Below are 12,839 nucleotides of genomic sequence, written 5' to 3'. Positions count from 1 at the left end.
CCGATATGGCGGACGCCCCGCTGCACCGCAACCGCGTCAGACGACGGCGAAGGCGATCAGGCCCACAGCCGCCGTCAGCAGCGCCACCCAGGTCAGCAGCATGCCGACGACGCGACCCAGCGACGGCCCGGTCTGCAGCAAAAGGCCCAGGGCATGGGCGACCCGGCCGACGAACAGCGTCGTGCCGACCCCGTGAACCATCCAGGCCGGCGCGCCCACGGCGGCCAGCAGCAGCATGGCGATCATGCCGGGCGTCGCATATTCGACCAGATTGCCGAAGGCGCGGCTGGCGGCCATCAGATCCGCGTTTCCGCCGTCGCCGAACGACACCATGTGTTTGCGCCGCCCGCTGACCACGATGCCCGACAAGACCAGCATCATCAGGATCAGCAGGCCGCTCCACAGGGCGGCGGCCTGGACGGCGTACATCAGCGGCGTGGTCATCGATCAGTCCTCACGCCCGACGGGGTAGAGCAGATAGTGGTCGTCATAGAAGGGCGTACGTTCGTAGAACCAGGCCAGACGCGCCTGCGGATCGGCGGCGAACGTGGCGTCGGCCGCCACCTTGGCCTCGAACTCGGCCTTCAATGCAGGGTCCGCCGCCATCATCTTGTCCGCCAGCGGCGCGATGGCGTAGGCCTCGATATATTCGACGCGGCTCATCACCTCGGGGAACATGCCCCAGGCGAAGAAGCTCTCGCTGGATTGCGGCTCCAGCAGCAGCACGACGATGTCGCCCAGCGGCTGATCCGTCGGCACGCGCACCGAGCCGGTCGGATACGTCCAGTCGCGCTTTTCGACCTCCACCGTCTTCACCGAAGCCTGCACGTGACCTTCGTTGGCGCGGGTCGCCAGCTTGGGCTCGACCAGGCGCAGCATCGAAAGGTTCACGGTGCGCGCAGTTTCGACCGTCTCCATTTCGACCCCGTGCGTCTTCAGCCGCTCGATGATGTCGGTGCGATAGCCCGGCACCCAATAGGCCGTCGGCCGCGTCAGGGTCAGCGTCGGATTTGAGCCAAAGAAGGGCATCCGCCACAGATCGGGATCGGGGCGGCCCAGCCAGCGGATCTCCTTCCGACCAGAGGCGGCGCTATCATACATCTCGTACAGCATGCCTTTGAACGGGCGCGTGGACGACGCCGTCTCGTCGGCCTCGAAGTTGGCGGGGATCTGCGCCGGACGCAGGGCCTTGTCCTGATCCGTCGCGGCGCGAAGACCGGCGCCCTGATCGGCCAGCAGACGCATCGCCTCCTCGATGAAGACATAGGTGCCCAGCACCCGTTGTTCGTGCGGTTTCAGGCTGTGGTTCTCGATCAGGATCGTCGGCACATGGGCTGATGCGCCCCAGCCGTTGGAAAACCGCTCTCCAAGGCCGCCGTCCGACAGGCCCTTCTTGGGGTCGTCGTCGTCGATGCCGAACACCAGTTGGCCGGGGATATGGCCTTCGCGTTCCAGCGCGGTGTTCATCGCCGGCTTGAACACCGAATCCAGCCAAGCCGAGCCGTTCGGCGAACGGCTGAAGGTCCCGTCCTCGCCGTTGAAGCCGTAGGTGACGTCGTACTGGTAATCCATGCCGTCGGTGACGTGGACGTCCACATACAGGTCCGGCCGGTATTTCAGGATCAGGCCGCGCACGGCCCGCATCTCGGGCTGGTCCAACTTCAGATAGTCGCGGTTCAGGTTCTGGTTGGTCGCCGTATTGCGCCAGCCCTGGATGCGCGGGCCGCGCTGGTTCGGCCGGGAATAGGGGCTGGAACGCTCGTGCCCGTCCACGCTCAGGATCGGGATCAGGATCAGGTTGACCCGGTCCAGCAGGGCGTCCTTCCCATAGAAGGCGATGTCGCGCAGCAGCATCATGCCCGCGTCCTTGCCGTCGATCTCGCCGGGGTGGATGCCGGCCTGGATCATCAGCACCGGCTTGGCCGGATCGAAAGCGACCCCGTCCTTCGACGCGATCACGGCATAGATGGGCCGTCCCTCGGGCGAGACGCCGAACTGCTCGATACGGATCAGATCGCTGGCGGCGTCCAGACGATCGAACCAGGCGCGGGTGTCGACATAGTTGGGGCTGAAATCATGCGCCGGATCGGCCTCGAACGCCGTGACCCATGGATCGCTCGCATCGCGCAGCAGGGCCTTGGACGCGCCGTCCCAGGCGGGGGCGGGCGGCAGGAAGGCCTGGTCCCATGGGGCGGTGTTGGGAAGCGTCTGGGACATGGCGGGGCTCACGCTACAGGCAAGGGCGGCGACCAGCGCCGAGACCAGAAGAGGGGACTGCATGGCCTTTCGTGGGCCGATTGCGCGGCCCTGACAAGGTTTCAACCGCCGCCGCCCAGCGCGGGCGCCCAGCCGCCGGCCTTGAGCAGCAGCGCCGCCGCATTCCCCATCTGCCACAGACTGTAGAGCAGCACGACGATCAGGGCGCCGACCGCGACCCGTCGCCACGGCGCGAACGCCGCCGTCGCCGTGCCGATCACGAAGATGGCGACGCCGACCCACAACCGCACCGAGCCGGCGATCTTGGCGAAGCCGGGGTTGAGCTGGGCCAGGATGATCACGATCACCGCCACGATCAGATTGGCCGCCAGGATGCAGCCGAACACCAGCCGCCGGTGCGCCCAGAAATGGTCGTCCAGATCGATCCGCTCGCCCCCGCCCTCGGCCGAAACGCGCGGGAAGGTCACGCTGGCCGCGACATAGAAGGTCGCGGCGATGGCCAATGAAATCAGCAGCACGAAGGTGTTGAACGGCGCCCCGCGGAAGATGACCCAGGCCTGGTTCCAGAAGGTGGCGATGTCGATGGCCACGAACAGGGCCAGCAGCGGCGTCAGCCAGCCGAACCGGATCCGCTGCTTCTCATGCAGCACCCGCGCGAACCCGCCGACCAGTTCGGCCACCGAGAGGCCCAAGAGCAGGCCGTAGAAGCTGAAGAAGAACTCGAATGCGCTCATCGTACCCAGTCAATCCTCGAACATCAGCCTTAGGATGCCGAGAACCTCGGCGACGTAGTGATCGTCCAGCCTGTCTAGGCGACGGATCAACCGGCTGCGGGCGACCGTTCGGATCTGGTCTGGCAGAACCCTGCCACGTCTGCCTTGAAAGGCGACCTCGACCCGGAAACGGGCGGCATGACCGCCGGAGCTCAGAGGGGCGACGATGAAGATATCGTGGTGACTGAGGCGATCCGGCGAAACAATCAGACAAGGCCGCGTCTTTTGAATTTCGCTGCCTTCCGTCGGATCGAGACGGGTCAGCCAGACCTCGCCCCGCTTTACCATTCCCAGTCCGTTTCGGTCTCGGCGCTCAATGGCGCTTCCAGCCATTCGCGATCTTCATGGGACAAGCCCAACGCGCCGAGTCGCTTGGAATCTTCCTCCCAACCGTCTCGCGGATCCGCGATCACAGGTGACAAGAACACACGCCCGTTCTCGGCGACGAAATCGATCTTGTCGCCCAGCTTTGCGCCAAGCGATTCCAGCACCGGCTTGGGCAGGATCACGCCTGCGGAGTTTCCGATCTTGCGTATGGCCGAGGACATTATCGCACTCCGTTCTAACGGCGTAATAACATAAGCCGCGGCTTATTTCCAGATCGGCGTCCCGTCGCCCGGCAAACCCAGCCGTCCCCACAGGTCGTTGACCCGCTCGATGACGGCCTCGTCCATGCGAATCTCTTCGCCCCATTCGCGCTTGGTCTCGGGCGGCCATTTGTCGGTGGCGTCCAGCCCGATCTTGGAGCCCAAGCCGCTCTCGGGGCTGGCGAAGTCCAGATAGTCGATGGGCGTCGACTCGATCACGGTGATGTCGCGCGCCGGGTCCATCTTGGTCGAGATCGCCCACATGACGTCCTTCCAGTCGCGGGCGTCGATGTCGTCGTCCACGACGATGACCCATTTGGTGTACATGAACTGGCGCAGATAGCTCCAGACGCCCAGCATCACGCGTTTGGCGTGGCCCGGATAGGCCTTCTTCATCGACACCACGGCGATCCGGTAGCTGCACCCCTCGGGCGGCAGCCAGAAGTCGACGATCTCGGGGAACTGCTGGCGCAGCAGGGGAATGAAGACCTCGTTCAGCGCCTCGCCCAGCACACTCGGCTCGTCCGGCGGCCGCCCGGTGAAGGTGGTCAGATAGATGGGGTCGCGGCGCATGGTGATGGCGCTGACCTTGACGACCGGGAACTTCTCGACCGAGTTGTAATAGCCGGTGTGATCGCCGTACGGGCCCTCGTCCTCGAACTCGTCCAGCAGGACATGGCCCTCCAGCACGATTTCGGCCTGGGCCGGAACCATCAGCGGCACGGTCTTGCATGGGACCAACTCGGCCTTGGCGCCCCGCATCAGGCCGGCGAACTGATATTCCGACAGGGTGTCCGGCACCGGCGTCACGGCGGCCAGGATGGTGCCAGGATCGGCGCCCAGCACCACGGCGCAGGGCAGGGGCTCCTTGGGCCGCGCCTTCTTGTGCCGGGCATAGTGTTGCGCCCCGCCCCGGTGCGCCAGCCAGCGCATGATGGCCTTGTCCTTGCCCAGCACCTGCATCCGGTAGATGCCCAGGTTGAAATCGTCCTCGCGGTCGTCCGACGGCCCCTTGGTCACGACCAGGCCCCAGGTGATCAGCGGCGCGGGCTCACCGGGCCAGCACGACTGGACAGGCAGGGCGGTCAGGTCGATCTGGTCGCCCTTCAGCACCACCTCCTGCACCGGCGCCTTCTTCACCGTCTTGGGCCGCATCGACAGGACGGTCTGCATCAGCGGCAGCATCTCCATCGCGTCGCCCAGACCGCGCGGCGGCGTCGGATTGCGCAGGAAGGCCAGCAGTTCGCCGACCTCGCGCAGCTCGCCCGCCGTCGTCCGGTCCTTGCCCTCCAGCGTCACCCCCATGGCGACCCGCTTCACCGTGCCGAACAGATTGGCCAGGCAGGGGATGGGACTGATCGTGCCGTCCGGCATGACCGGCTTTTCGAACAGCACCGCCGGACCGCCGTTCCTCAGCAGCCGGGTCTGGATCTCGGTCATCTCCAGCACGGTGGAGACGGGTTCAGACACCCTCACCAACTCGCCCTTGGCTTCCAGCTGGTCGATGAAGTCACGCAGGGATTTGTAGGCCATGTCTTCGCCTAAAGGGCGGAGGCGAAACTGTCACGCGGCGTTCGCTCCCACGGACAGTCCCGTCTCGTCACAGCTGTTGTCAGGCGGCCGTCTTGTCCCATTCGAACGCCGGATCCAGCCAGTCGCCCAGCCGTTCGCCGCGATCCAGGGCGTCCATCCGTTGCATCTGCTCGTCCGTCAGGGCGAAGTCGAAGATGTCGAAGTTCTCGCGCGCGCGGCTTTCCTTGCTGGTGCGCGGGATGGCGATGATCCCGTGCTGGATCAGCCAGCGCAGGGTGATCTGGCCGTTGGTCTTGCCGTGCGCGCCGGCGATCTCGCTGATCGTGGCGTCGTCGGCGATCTTGCCTTGCGCCAGCGGCGACCAGGCGGTGATCGACGACCCCAGCTCGGCCGCCGTCGCCACCAGCTGATCGACGCCCAGGTAGGGGTGATGCTCGACCTGATCGGTCAGCAGCCGCGCCTTGGACAGGCCCTGCGCCTGGCGGAATTCCTTGGAGGGGAAGTTCGACAGGCCGATCGACTTGGTCAGGCCCTGGTCCTTGGCCGCGTTCAGGGCGCCCAGCGTCTCTTCGAACGTCGGCGTCGTCTTGGGCCAGTGCAGCAGCAGCAGGTCGGGCGTCGTGCCCAGGCTGTCGGCCGATTCCCTGGCCTGTTTCAGCAGGGCGTCGTGGGTGAAATGCTCGACCCAGATCTTGGTGGTCAGGAAGATGTCCTCGCGCGCGACGCCGGAGTCCCGGATGCCTTCGCCGACCGCCTTCTCGTTCTTGTAGATCCAGGCCGTATCGATGTGGCGATAGCCGATCCGCAGGGCCTCGGCGACCATGCGCCGCGCATCGTCCGGCTCCAGCTGCCAGGTGCCGAAGCCGAGCAGGGGGATTTCGATACCATCAACGGTGATCGTGGGTTGGTCGCCGTATGCCATGCGCGTCTCCTGCTGGGCCGTGTCGCCCGATATAGGCTTTGAACCCGGCTTCGCTACGGTTCCGCCCGTCTCAATCGCTCGCCGACGTCCGGCCGGCGTTCACCGGGTCCGCCTCGAACCATGCCAGGATTTCCGTCCATAACGGCTCCATCCCCTTTCTGAACGCCCCCTCATGACCGATGCGCCTGACGCCAAAGTCTTCCGGACGCCGCGTCAGAATTTTCGATGGCGCGCCGGGATAGGCGGTCAGCAGCCTCGCGCCCGTGTTGGGCGTGGCGATGGGATCGTCGCTGAAGATCCACGACCGGATCGGCGCTTTCACCCTGTCGAACTGTTGCGGGTCCAGCGCGCCGTCAGCCAGCTCCTTAAGGAAATAGCTCGGCTTCAGGCACCACCGTTTCCAGGTCTGAAAAACCCCGCGCGGCAGGTCGGTCCCGCGCCACAGCTTGCCGCTGCGGACATAGCCGTGTTTTCTGAGATCGTGCGGACCCAGCACCAGCCAGAACGTCAGCTCGAACGGGTTGTAGGTCCGGTGATGGCCGCCCCACCAGCCGCTGCCGACCGAGACGAAGGCGTGCCGGGCGATCTCGTCCTGGTTCTGCATGAAGCCGACGAAATGGCCGCCGACGCTGTGGCCGACATGAAAGACCGGCAGACCGGGCGCCGCCGTCTTCAACGCCTCCAGCGCGGCGGGCATATCCAGCCGCCCCCAGTCGGGATAGTCCATCCGCATCGCCGCCAAATCCTCGGGCCGCGATCCGCCGATTCCGCGATAGTCATAGGTCAGGACCACCGCCCCGTGCGCGGCCATCCAGCGCGCGAACCGGCCATAGAATCCGCGCGGAAACCCGGTCCCCGCCGACATCAGCACCGCCATCCGCGCCTCGTCGGGCCTGAATGTCGTCGCCTCCAGCGGCCAGCCGTCGCCGGACTTGATGATGCGATCCTCGACCTTGACCGTCACGGCGTCGCCCCCAACGTGCCTGTCCGTCCTTATTGGATACGGACCATGCCGGATTTCCGTCGCGTCAGGTCAAGCCTGATCGATGCCTTTCATCAACCGCCTGGGCGCAACCTTTCGCCAGCGCCTTTCCATCTTGGCTTTCAGCCAGACCGGATCGACCGTGGCGATGCGCGCCAGCACGATGGCGTGATCGCGATAGTGGTCGGTGAAATGAAAGGTCGACGGGTCCATCTCGATCAGCAGTTCGCGCTCATCCAGATTGTCCAGATGCACCACGATGCTGTCGTCCAGCGCCGGGCGCATCCAGGTGAAGAACTTGCCCGCGACCTTGAACGACGGCTCGCCATAGGACACGCCATCCTCCACGCCGGGAAACGAGAGCAGAAGGGCGCGGACGTCGTCGTGGGTCATCGCTCGGTCAACCTCAGTAGGCCAACTTCAATAAGCCAGCGCGATGCCGTCCTTGCGCATCTCGGTCGCCGCGCCATAGGTCCAGCGTCCGCCGGGGTTCATCTGCTTCATGACGTTCTGATAGCCGCCGAAGCCGCCGTCAGGTTCGCCCAGCGTCCAGCCCATGGCGCGCAGCTGGGCCTTGGTCGCCTCGGGCACGCCGCTTTCCAGATGCAACACGCCGGTTCCTTCCTGCGGCTGGCCCGTCGGTTCGGACGAGCCATAGTGTTGCCAGCGCGGGGCGTCGCCCGCCGCCTGGGGCTCCAGCCCGTAATCGACCATGTTGATGATGATCTGGGCCTGGCCCTGGGGCTGCATGGCGCCGCCCATGACGCCGAACGCCATCCACGGCTCCCCGTCCTTGACCGCAAAGCCGGGAATGATCGTCTGGAACGGACGCTTGCCCGGCGCATAGATGTTGGGGTGGCCGTTGGTCAGGGCGAACAACTCGCCTCGGTCCTGGAACATGAAGCCCAGCGGTTCGGACCCGTTGTCGGGCGCCAGGCCCGAGCCCATGCCGCGATAGTTGGACTGAATCCAGCTGACCATCATCCCGTCGCTGTCGGCGACGCTGAAATAGGTGGTGTCGCCGTGGTGCGGGGCGTCGCCCGGCATGACGCGGTCCATGACCCGATCGGGCCGGATCAGCTTGGCCCGCTCGGCAGCATAGGCCTTGGAGTTCAGCCATTCGACCGGCGTTTTGGAGAATCGGTCGTCGGCGAACCAGCGCGCCCGGTCCTCGAACGCCAGCCGCTTGGCCTCGGCCTGGACGTGCAGCGAGGCGGCGGACTGGAAGCCCATGGCTTTCAGGTCGAACTGTTCGCAGATGTTCAGGATCTGGTTGGTGCTCAGCCCCTGCGTGTTGGGACCGAGGCCGAAGACGTCCACGCCGCGATACTCAGTCCGGATCGGCTCGACCCATTCGGTATGATGAGCGGCCAGGTCGGCGCGGGTCATCCAGCCGCCGATCCGCTTGAAATAGGCCTCGATCTGATCGGCGATGGGACCGTTGTAGAAGGCGTCGCGCCCGCCCTCGACGATCATCCGCAGGGTCTTGCCCAAATAGGGGTTGGCGAAAATCTCGCCCACCTTGGGCGTTGAGCCGCCGGCTGCCCAGATGCGCTTTCGGTTCTCGTTTTCCTCGATCGGGATCTGGCCCCGATCAAACGCAGCCATGTTGCGTTCCAGATAGTAGGCGATGACCTGGGGCACGGGCACGCCCTGTTCGCACAGTTCGGCGACGGGCAGCAGCACCTCTTTCCACGGCAGCTTCCCATACCGCTGGTGCGCGCTCCACCAGGCGTCAACCGTGCCGGGCACGTTTACCGTCACCGCGCCATAGCGGGGCAGATAGCCGTCGATAGCCTTGGATCGCGCGATCTCCAGGCTTAGGCCCCGGGGACTGGCGCCCGAGCCGTTCAGCCCGACGACCTTCTTCTGCTTGGGGTCCCACAGCATGCAATAGGCGTCGCCGCCGATGCCGTTGGCGACCGGCTCCAGAAAGCCCAGGGCCGCATTGATGGCGATGGCCGCATCGATGGCCGATCCGCCGCGCCTTAGGGTGTCGATGCCGATCAGACTGGCCGCCGGATGCGCCGTCGCCGCCGCCCCATTCGCGCCCCAGACGGTCGAGCGCCCCATGAACTTCGGTCCCGAAATCCGATCGCCGATGCCGACGCCGGCATAGGGGTCGGCCGGGCGAGCCGATAAAGGTGTGGGGGCAGGGGCCGCCTCGGTCGGCCTGGCGGCGGGAGAAGCCTGCCGGGCCTGAGCTGCGGTCGCCGCCAGCGCGCCGGCGGGCAGGGCGGACAGGAAGGTGCGACGACGCATGGGCGGACTCCTCGAACAACGGATGCGGCATCAAGGGTGCAGCCGGTCGATCCGGCAAGCCTTGCGGCAAAGAAAAAGGCCGCGTCCCTTTCGGAACGCGGCCCAAATCCTGGAAAGGACGATGGTCCTATTCGATGTCTTCGTTCAGCAGGCCGACTTTGAAGAAGCCGTTCTCCTGCATCTTGTTCATGACTTCCATGAACTGCGAGTACTTCACTTCCGGCTGGGCGCGGACGAAGACGCGCTCTTCCTGGCAGGCGCCGCCGCCCAGGGCGGTGCAGACGTCAGTGGCCAGGTTGTCGATCGAGGTTTGCTTGTCCGACAGGAACAGCTGACCGTTTTCCTGGATGGTGATGTACACCGGTTCCTTCTGGATATCGTTCGGCGCCGGCGGCTGTGCGGGCGGCAGGTCCAGACGGATCGACACGGTCGCCATCGGTGCGGCGACCATGAAGATGATCATGAGCACCAGCAGAATGTCGATGAACGGCGTGATGTTGATATCCGCCGTCTGTTCGATCGTGTGCTTGTCCCCACCGGAACCGCCGATCTTCGCAGCCATGCTCGTCTCCGTTACTCGCCGGCTGCGTTCCGCGCCGACATTTCCCTATGGATCGCCCGAAGGCTTGATCGGTTCTTGGCGTCCCGATGCGGGCTTGTAAAGCGGTTCTAAACGATCTGCCGTTCCGGAACGTCAATTATACACGACAGAGGGACGACGGTTCGGCGTTCAGGCCTTGGCCAGCTTCAAAAAGCGGTCCGCCAAGGTAGGATCGTCCTTGAAGGCGCCGGTGAAGCGGGTCGTGATGGTCGAAACGTGCCGATGATGCACGCCGCGCGTGGTCATGCACTGGTGCTCGGCGTCGACCAGCACCGCCACCCCGCGCGGCTGAAGGTGCGATTCGATGGCGTCGATGATGTCGTTGGTCAGGGTTTCCTGGTTCTGCAGGCGCCGCGCATAGATCTCGACGACCCGCGCCAGCTTGGAGATGCCGACCACCTTCTCACCGGGCAGATAGGCGACATAGGCCTTGCCCAGGAACGGGGCCAGGTGGTGCTCGCAGTGGCTCTCCACCTCGATGTCGCGCAGGATGACCATGTCGTCATAACCGGTCACGTCCTCGAAGGTGCGGCTCAGCTCCTTGCCCGCATCGGCGTCATAGCCGTCGAACCATTCGCCATAGGCGTCGACCACCCGCTTGGGCGTGTCGATCAGGCCGGGACGGTTCGGATTGTCGCCAGCCCAGGCGATCAGGGTGCGCACGGCCTCCAGCGCCTGTTCGCGCGACGGGCGCGCAACTTCAGCGGACTTGGGGGTTTCGTCGCTGACGAGGACGGGCTTGGCGGGGGTGACGCTCATGAACTCGATTTCCGGCCGGGGCGGGCGGGTCGCCCGGTTTACCTTCTACAATCCGTCGGGACTGTATATCAGGCCGCTATATGGGACAGACCGTCCGTCCCGCAAGAAAACCCGCTAAAGACTGATCCATGCCGCTGCACATCCACGACACCCTGCGCCGTGAAAAGCGCCTGTTCGAGCCTCGAAACAAGGATCGTGTGACCCTCTATGTCTGCGGCCCCACGGTCTATGACTACGCCCACATCGGCAATGCGCGCCCGCCGGTGGTGTTCGACGTCCTGGTGCGTCTGCTGCGCCGGACCTATGGCGCGGACCATGTGATCTACGCCCGCAACGTCACCGACGTGGACGACAAGATCAATCAGAAGGCCGCGCGCGAGGGCGTGCCGATCGGAGAAGTCACGGCCCGCTACGAAGCCGCCTATCTGGCCGACATGGGCCTGCTGAACGTCTCGCCGCCCGATATCGCGCCCCACGTCACTGACTACATCCCGGCCATCGTCGATCAGATCCAGGCCATCGTCGACGCCGGCTGCGCCTATGCGGCCGAGGGCCACGTCCTGTTCGACGTCTCGTCCTACAAGGCCTACGGCGCCCTGTCGGGCCGGAACCTGGACGACATGATCGCCGGCGCCCGCGTCGAGGTCGCGCCCTACAAGAAGAACCCCCACGATTTCGTTCTGTGGAAGCCGTCCAAGGCAGACGAGCCGTCCTGGCCGTCGCCGTGGGGCGAGGGGCGTCCTGGCTGGCACATCGAATGCTCGGCCATGATTGAAAAGACCCTGGGCCTGCCCATCGACATTCATGGCGGCGGCATCGACCTGGTCTTCCCTCACCATGAGAACGAGATCGCCCAGGGCGTCTGCGCCCATGGCCATGCGCATGGCGATCAGGCCCATGACGAATACGCCCGCTACTGGATGCACAACGGCTTTCTGACCGTGGATGCCGAGAAGATGTCCAAGTCTGTCGGCAACGTCCTGCTGCTGCACGACCTGGTCCAGGCCATGCCGGGCGAGGTCGTCCGCTGGGCCCTGCTGAGCGCCCACTACCGCCAGCCGCTGGACTGGAACCAGGGCCTTCTGGAACAGAGCCGCAAGAACCTGGACCGGCTGTATGGCGTCCTGCGCGACGCCGATACGGCCCTGACCGACTTCGATGAGGCGACGCTGGACGAGGCCGAGATGGAGCTGGCCGAGAACGCCCTGGATCCGGTGTTGGACGCGCTTGAGGACGACCTCAACACGCCGGGCGCCATCGCCCAGCTGTTCGGGCTGGGCAACGCCCTGCGCGAGCTGCTGAACGACGCCGAGGCCGATATCAACGATGTCGCCATGGCCCGCTGGAGCCTGAAGGAAGCGGCCGGGCTGCTCGGCGTTCTGTCGCTGACGCCGGACGCCTGGTTCGAGGGCGGCGATCCCGCCCTGAAGGCCGAGGTCGAAGCTCTGCTGGACCAACGCGCCAAGGCCCGCGCCGCAAAGGACTGGCCCGAGGCCGACCGCATCCGCGACCGCCTGAACGCCCTGAACGTCGTCGTCATGGACGGCCCCGACGGCGCCACCTGGCGCGTGAAGGGGTAGAACCAACGTCTCCTCCCCGCTTGGCGGGGAGAGGGACCGCGAAGCGGTGGAGGGGTTTTCCTCTTTCGTCATCCTCCGGCGCGAAGCGACCGGGGGACCCAGCGGCGCGCGCGAGCGCGAACCTGTCGCGGACTCGCTGATTACCGTGGGGCGGCCGCATCGCCTTCGGCGCCTTCCCCGGTCCCGCTCCGCGGGCAGGAGGATGACGCGGGGTTCCCCGGTCTGCGCCGCGAAGGCGCGGCTTGCTGGGGGATGACGAATGTAAGGGCTGTCGGTCCAGCCATCGCAATGCCGCTGGTCCATTTCCAGCGATTCCAACCGCTTGCCGAAATATGTCCCCCGTCTCCCATCCACGGGGTCAAACGGCCCCATAATGCACCCGTCTCGTCGTATGGAGGGCTCGTAAGGCCTGCGACCTTGCGGCGGCGAGAGCGGAGGGAACGGGGGCGATGGTGAAATCCCATCGCGGCGCCGGGGCTGATCGGTCGGGGAATCGCCCCGGCGTCCGCAGTCGCGTCGCAGGGTCGAGGGGGATACTCGGCCGCACCGGGGATCGGGGATCGCTGCTCCGACCCGCCCGTCGCAGGCTTATGGGGTTAGGCGATAAGACCGCCACCGCTCGG

The 12,839-nt window shown here is 65.7% G+C and carries 13 protein-coding genes; 1 reads left to right on the top strand and 12 read right to left on the bottom strand.

All coding sequences use genetic code 11. The annotated features are described in order from the left end of the window. Positions 1-36 precede the first annotated feature (36 nt). From O2K97_RS12925 to folE, 12 genes are all read right to left on the bottom strand, one after another. Positions 37-444, bottom strand: a complete 408-nt coding sequence (locus tag O2K97_RS12925; protein ID WP_269219573.1) for an MAPEG family protein — start codon at positions 442-444, stop codon at positions 37-39. Positions 445-447: 3 nt separating this feature from the next. Then, positions 448-2,280: a M14 family metallopeptidase gene (locus O2K97_RS12920; protein WP_269219572.1), complete on the bottom strand. Its 1,833-nt coding sequence runs from the start codon at positions 2,278-2,280 to the stop codon at positions 448-450. A 38-nt stretch (positions 2,281-2,318) separates the two neighbouring features. Then, the gene (locus tag O2K97_RS12915) at positions 2,319-2,951 is read right to left on the bottom strand and encodes a hypothetical protein (RefSeq protein ID WP_269219571.1); all 633 of its coding nucleotides are present in this window, start codon (positions 2,949-2,951) and stop codon (positions 2,319-2,321) included. 9 nt (positions 2,952-2,960) lie between these two features. Next, complete coding sequence (locus tag O2K97_RS12910) at positions 2,961-3,323, bottom strand: type II toxin-antitoxin system PemK/MazF family toxin (protein WP_269219570.1); 363 nt, start codon at positions 3,321-3,323, stop codon at positions 2,961-2,963. Beyond that, positions 3,272-3,499: a hypothetical protein gene (locus O2K97_RS12905; protein WP_404413772.1), complete on the bottom strand. Its 228-nt coding sequence runs from the start codon at positions 3,497-3,499 to the stop codon at positions 3,272-3,274. The genes O2K97_RS12910 and O2K97_RS12905 overlap by 52 nt, the downstream gene beginning before the upstream one ends. A gap of 81 nt (positions 3,500-3,580) precedes the next feature. Beyond that, complete coding sequence (locus O2K97_RS12900; RefSeq protein ID WP_269219568.1) at positions 3,581-5,110, bottom strand: UbiD family decarboxylase; 1,530 nt, start codon at positions 5,108-5,110, stop codon at positions 3,581-3,583. A gap of 79 nt (positions 5,111-5,189) precedes the next feature. Then, positions 5,190-6,032, bottom strand: a complete 843-nt coding sequence (locus O2K97_RS12895; RefSeq protein ID WP_269219567.1) for an aldo/keto reductase — start codon at positions 6,030-6,032, stop codon at positions 5,190-5,192. A gap of 70 nt (positions 6,033-6,102) precedes the next feature. Next, positions 6,103-6,996, bottom strand: coding sequence for a serine aminopeptidase domain-containing protein (locus O2K97_RS12890; protein ID WP_269219566.1), 894 nt, complete (start codon positions 6,994-6,996; stop codon positions 6,103-6,105). A 69-nt stretch (positions 6,997-7,065) separates the two neighbouring features. Then, positions 7,066-7,407 (bottom strand): MmcQ/YjbR family DNA-binding protein, encoded by a 342-nt coding sequence (locus O2K97_RS12885; RefSeq protein WP_269219565.1) that lies wholly within the window; start codon positions 7,405-7,407, stop codon positions 7,066-7,068. Positions 7,408-7,434: 27 nt separating this feature from the next. After that, positions 7,435-9,276, bottom strand: coding sequence for a gamma-glutamyltransferase family protein (locus O2K97_RS12880; RefSeq protein WP_269219564.1), 1,842 nt, complete (start codon positions 9,274-9,276; stop codon positions 7,435-7,437). Positions 9,277-9,403: 127 nt separating this feature from the next. Further along, entirely contained in the window at positions 9,404-9,838 is a 435-nt protein-coding gene (locus O2K97_RS12875) for a biopolymer transporter ExbD (protein ID WP_269219563.1), read from the bottom strand. 168 nt (positions 9,839-10,006) lie between these two features. After that, positions 10,007-10,636, bottom strand: a complete 630-nt coding sequence (gene folE, locus O2K97_RS12870; protein ID WP_269219562.1) for a GTP cyclohydrolase I FolE — start codon at positions 10,634-10,636, stop codon at positions 10,007-10,009. A 128-nt stretch (positions 10,637-10,764) separates the two neighbouring features. On the opposite strand from folE, the gene cysS reads away from it, so the two are divergent. After that, the gene (gene cysS, locus O2K97_RS12865) at positions 10,765-12,216 is read left to right on the top strand and encodes a cysteine--tRNA ligase (protein ID WP_269219561.1); all 1,452 of its coding nucleotides are present in this window, start codon (positions 10,765-10,767) and stop codon (positions 12,214-12,216) included. Positions 12,217-12,839 lie beyond the last annotated feature (623 nt).

It is taken from the genome of Brevundimonas vesicularis (assembly GCF_027105095.1).
Taxonomy (GTDB): domain Bacteria; phylum Pseudomonadota; class Alphaproteobacteria; order Caulobacterales; family Caulobacteraceae; genus Brevundimonas; species Brevundimonas vesicularis_E.
Note: the sequence above shows the minus strand (reverse complement) of the source record. Positions and strands in the feature narration are given on the sequence as shown.

Excerpts from the sequence above, each read along its gene's own strand:
- O2K97_RS12925 (WP_269219573.1), bottom strand. The coding sequence starts at position 444 with ATGACCACGCCGCTGATGTACGCCGTCCAGGCCGCCGCCCTGTGGAGC.
- O2K97_RS12920 (WP_269219572.1), bottom strand. The coding sequence starts at position 2,280 with ATGCAGTCCCCTCTTCTGGTCTCGGCGCTGGTCGCCGCCCTTGCCTGT.
- O2K97_RS12915 (WP_269219571.1), bottom strand. The coding sequence starts at position 2,951 with ATGAGCGCATTCGAGTTCTTCTTCAGCTTCTACGGCCTGCTCTTGGGC.
- O2K97_RS12910 (WP_269219570.1), bottom strand. The coding sequence starts at position 3,323 with ATGGCTGGAAGCGCCATTGAGCGCCGAGACCGAAACGGACTGGGAATG.
- O2K97_RS12900 (WP_269219568.1), bottom strand. The coding sequence starts at position 5,110 with ATGGCCTACAAATCCCTGCGTGACTTCATCGACCAGCTGGAAGCCAAG.
- O2K97_RS12895 (WP_269219567.1), bottom strand. The coding sequence starts at position 6,032 with ATGGCATACGGCGACCAACCCACGATCACCGTTGATGGTATCGAAATC.
- O2K97_RS12885 (WP_269219565.1), bottom strand. The coding sequence starts at position 7,407 with ATGACCCACGACGACGTCCGCGCCCTTCTGCTCTCGTTTCCCGGCGTG.
- O2K97_RS12880 (WP_269219564.1), bottom strand. The coding sequence starts at position 9,276 with ATGCGTCGTCGCACCTTCCTGTCCGCCCTGCCCGCCGGCGCGCTGGCG.
- O2K97_RS12875 (WP_269219563.1), bottom strand. The coding sequence starts at position 9,838 with ATGGCTGCGAAGATCGGCGGTTCCGGTGGGGACAAGCACACGATCGAA.
- folE (WP_269219562.1), bottom strand. The coding sequence starts at position 10,636 with ATGAGCGTCACCCCCGCCAAGCCCGTCCTCGTCAGCGACGAAACCCCC.
- cysS (WP_269219561.1), top strand. The coding sequence starts at position 10,765 with ATGCCGCTGCACATCCACGACACCCTGCGCCGTGAAAAGCGCCTGTTC.